The sequence below is a fragment of the Methylophaga sp. genome (assembly GCF_965655755.1).
Taxonomy (GTDB): Bacteria; Pseudomonadota; Gammaproteobacteria; order Nitrosococcales; family Methylophagaceae; genus Methylophaga.
This window is the reverse complement of sequence record NZ_CBFHHW010000005.1, coordinates 23,444-27,079: the sequence shown is the minus strand read 5'-3', so window position 1 is coordinate 27,079 and position 3,636 is coordinate 23,444. Positions and strand designations below refer to the sequence as shown.

Genomic DNA, 3,636 nt, shown 5'->3' with positions numbered 1-3,636 from the left:
AACTGGATCGCGGTAATTTAAGTAGTTTTCCGGGTGACTATAATAATTACCTGAAAAAGCGTGAAGAAATGTTGGCGTCGGAAGCGGAGCAAAATGCCCAGTTTGATAAAAAGCTGGCGCAGGAAGAAACCTGGATTCGTCAGGGGATTAAAGCCAGAAGAACCCGCAATGAAGGACGTGTTAGAGCGTTGCAGCAACTGCGTAAAGAACGCAGTCAACGTCGTGAGAAGCTGGGCAGCGTACAAATGCAACTGCAGGAAGCGGAACGCAGTGGCAAGCTGGTGATTGAAGCTGAAAATATCAGCCAAAGCTACGATGGAAAACAGCTGTTTAAAAACTTCACCACGTTGATTCAGCGAGGCGATCGCATCGGTGTTATCGGGCCTAATGGCTGTGGTAAGAGCACTCTGTTGTCGATTTTACTGGAACGCCAGGCGCCTGAGTCGGGTGAGGTCAAAACAGGGACTAACCTGGAAGTGGCGTTTTTTGATCAACTCCGTAGTCAGCTCAATGAAGATGAGAGTGTGGTTGAAAATGTCGGGCAGGGGAGTGACCACGTTGATATCAATGGCAGTCGCAAGCACATTATTGGTTACTTGCAGGACTTTCTGTTCACGCCGGACCGTGCACGAACACCGGTAAAAGCTTTATCCGGTGGCGAGCGAAATCGCTTACTGTTAGCAAAATTATTTACTCAGCCAGCCAATCTGCTGGTAATGGACGAGCCGACTAATGACCTTGACGCTGAGACCTTGGAACTATTGGAAGACTTGTTGCTCAATTATACCGGCACGTTACTTCTGGTAAGCCATGATCGGTCATTTATCAATAATGTTGTTACCAGCAGCATTGTTTTTGATGAAGACGGTGAGGTGCGAGAGTATGTCGGTGGTTACGATGACTGGTTACGTCAGCGATCACTAATGACTGAAAAGCCACAGGCTTCGTCTAAAAATGAAAGTCAGGCTTCACAGGCAGCGAAACCATCAGCTAAAAAGAAAAGTAAGCTCACCTATCAGGAGCAGTTGGATCTGAAAGCGCTACCAGGAAAAATCGAGGAGCTGGAAGCAAAACAACAGGCCTTTAATGAACAAATGTCTGATCCCGACTTTTATAAAAAGGATGCTGATACGATTGCTGAGTTGCAAAAAGATGTAGCAGAGTTAGAGCAAACTTTATCAGCGACCTACGAAAAATGGGAAGCGCTTGAGGAGAAAGAAAATAGTTGATCAGACAGGTAAGCGCTGCTCAAGTAAGGGCAAAATATATTCAGCAGGGATAGGCTTGCTGAAATAGTACCCTTGATAAATATCACAATCATGCTGTTTAAGAAATGTGAGCTGTTCGATGGTTTCAACGCCTTCAGCGATGATCTGCAACCCTAAACTTTTGCCTAGAGTAATGATTGTTTTACAGATTGCAGCATCTTCGCGTTTGACCTGACATTCACGAATAAACGCTTGATCGATCTTTAAGATATCAACGGGAAATTTCTTAAGGTAACTGAGTGAGGAATAACCCGTCCCAAAGTCATCAATTGATAAACGAATATTTGTCTTTTTGAGGGCCTTCATAGCGGCAATACTCTGCTCAGTATCACTGGTAAGCACGCCTTCAGTGATTTCAAACTCCAATAACTCGCCATCGATATCAAATTCTTTCGTCAACTTAAAGACGAGTTCTATCAAGCTCTCTGAATGCAGATGATGGCCTGAAATATTGATTGCCACAGGTAATAAAGGTGCCCCCAGCTTCCGCCATTCGCTCAATTGTTCAACGACATGCTGAATGACCCACTCACCGAGATCAATAATCAGGTTTGATTCATCGATAAGGGGAATAAAATCACCCGGCATAATAAGGCCTTGTTCTGGGTGATTCCAGCGAACCAGTGCCTCAAAACCCACAACTTCATCCGTGTTTACAGATACTTTGGGTTGATAATGTAAAGTCAGTTGATTATTGGCAATAGCATCAGGTAAAGCATTCTCAAACTGGAATTTTTGTTTGGTTTTCTCGCTCATTTCTTCGTGGTAAACACGGTAGGTATTGCGCCCACTTTGTTTGGAGCGATACATAGCCATATCAGCCTGTTGCATTAATTGTTCAGGTGTTACTTCGCCGTTTTCAGAGATGGCGATGCCGATGCTGGTAGGAACAACCAATGATTGCCCATTCAATTTGACCGGCGAGCGCATTACGTTAAGAATATCTTCTGCTTTGTTTTCAGCTGCTGATAAAGATATTTTTCCTGACATGACTATTACGAATTCATCACCGCCCCAACGACCAACCAAGTCTAGCTCCCGCATTACTTTTTTGAGTCTGTTAGCTACTTCACATAACAGCTCATCCCCAGCTTTATGTCCTAAGTTATCGTTAATTTTTTTAAACTGGTCCAAATCCAGGAACATCATCACCACTGCCCCATCGTTTTCACGATGATAAGCAACCCTTTGTTTCAGGTGACTCATAAAGTAGGTGCGGTTATACAGACCGGTTAATGGGTCGTTATAAGCGAGTTGTTTGAGTCGATCCTGAAGTTTTATTTGCCGGGTAATATCACGAATATGCAAGGTATATTCGATTTCTGACTGGGTCGGGTGGGTGGTCTGTGTGATAACGACTTCAGCAGGAAACTCAACACCATCACCGCGTGATAATTCTGTGATGTTTTGCCGTTTTAAGACCATGCCATCACCGGCAACGAAACCTTGGTTCAAACTATTAATTGCCGCGGAACGTGACTCTTTGGCAATGAATAAGCTAAAAAAGTTACTGCCCAGAACAGATTGACGTGACATACCAAAACATTGCTCAGACGCTGGGTTGAATTCGATGATATCGCCACGTCCATTAATCGTGACAATACAATCCATTGCCGCCTGCATAATCGCACCTTTACGGAATTCACTCTGTTTAAAGGCACTAAATGCTTTATCTCTTTGTTCTATTTCGGTATTAACCTTATCAATGACGCGATTGTATTGCTGAGCTATCTGACCAACCTCAGTAAACGGTTCGACGGGGACCCGGGACGAAAAATCAGACTTTTGCTGCTGATGCTGCATTGCTGCGAGCAAATCGAATACCTCTGTACTCACTCTATGTTCTGCCACATTGAGACCAACAAGTTCAGCGTGTTCACTGACTCTTAACGGATAAAAACGATTGATTATTTTGAATAAACAGAAAGCTGTAAAAAAGCTATAAAGACCTATGGTGACGATTCCGAAAGTCTGAACATAAAGTTGCTGAGTCCAACTCAGCCCATTTCCGATTTTCTCGGCGTTGCCCATTAATGCAACCACCAGTGTTCCCCATATACCAGCAAATAAGTGCACTGGAATTACGCCAATCGCATCATCGATCCGTCTGGATTCGAGCAAACGATCACCATAGAAGACAATCACACCACCAATTAAACCGATTATCATGGCCTGAAGTGGCGTGACGAGGTGACAGTTTGCCGTAATTGAAACCAAACCACCCAGCACGCCATTGATAATCATCAATACATCAACATAACCATCACTAAAGTATTTAAGTAAGGTGGTACAGATACCGCCCCATACCGCTGCGAGTATGGTGTTGAGGAGAATAGCAGGTACATCCTGATTCCACGCTAAGGTACTT

Annotated in this window: 2 protein-coding genes (1 of these 2 running past the window's edge); one reads left to right on the top strand and one right to left on the bottom strand. The window is 44.0% G+C overall.

All coding sequences use genetic code 11. The features are described 5' to 3' along the window. A partial coding sequence (locus tag ACTF5U_RS02970) for an ATP-binding cassette domain-containing protein (protein ID WP_438970152.1) occupies positions 1 to 1,229 on the top strand: 1,229 nt, incomplete at its 5' end. Here the strand turns inward: ACTF5U_RS02970 and ACTF5U_RS02965 are convergent. Next, positions 1,230 to 3,636, bottom strand: partial view of an EAL domain-containing protein gene (locus ACTF5U_RS02965; protein WP_438970151.1) — the 3' portion only. The gene runs 728 nt beyond the window's last position; only the last 2,407 of its 3,135 coding nucleotides appear in the window; its start codon lies off the right edge, out of view; the stop codon is at positions 1,230 to 1,232.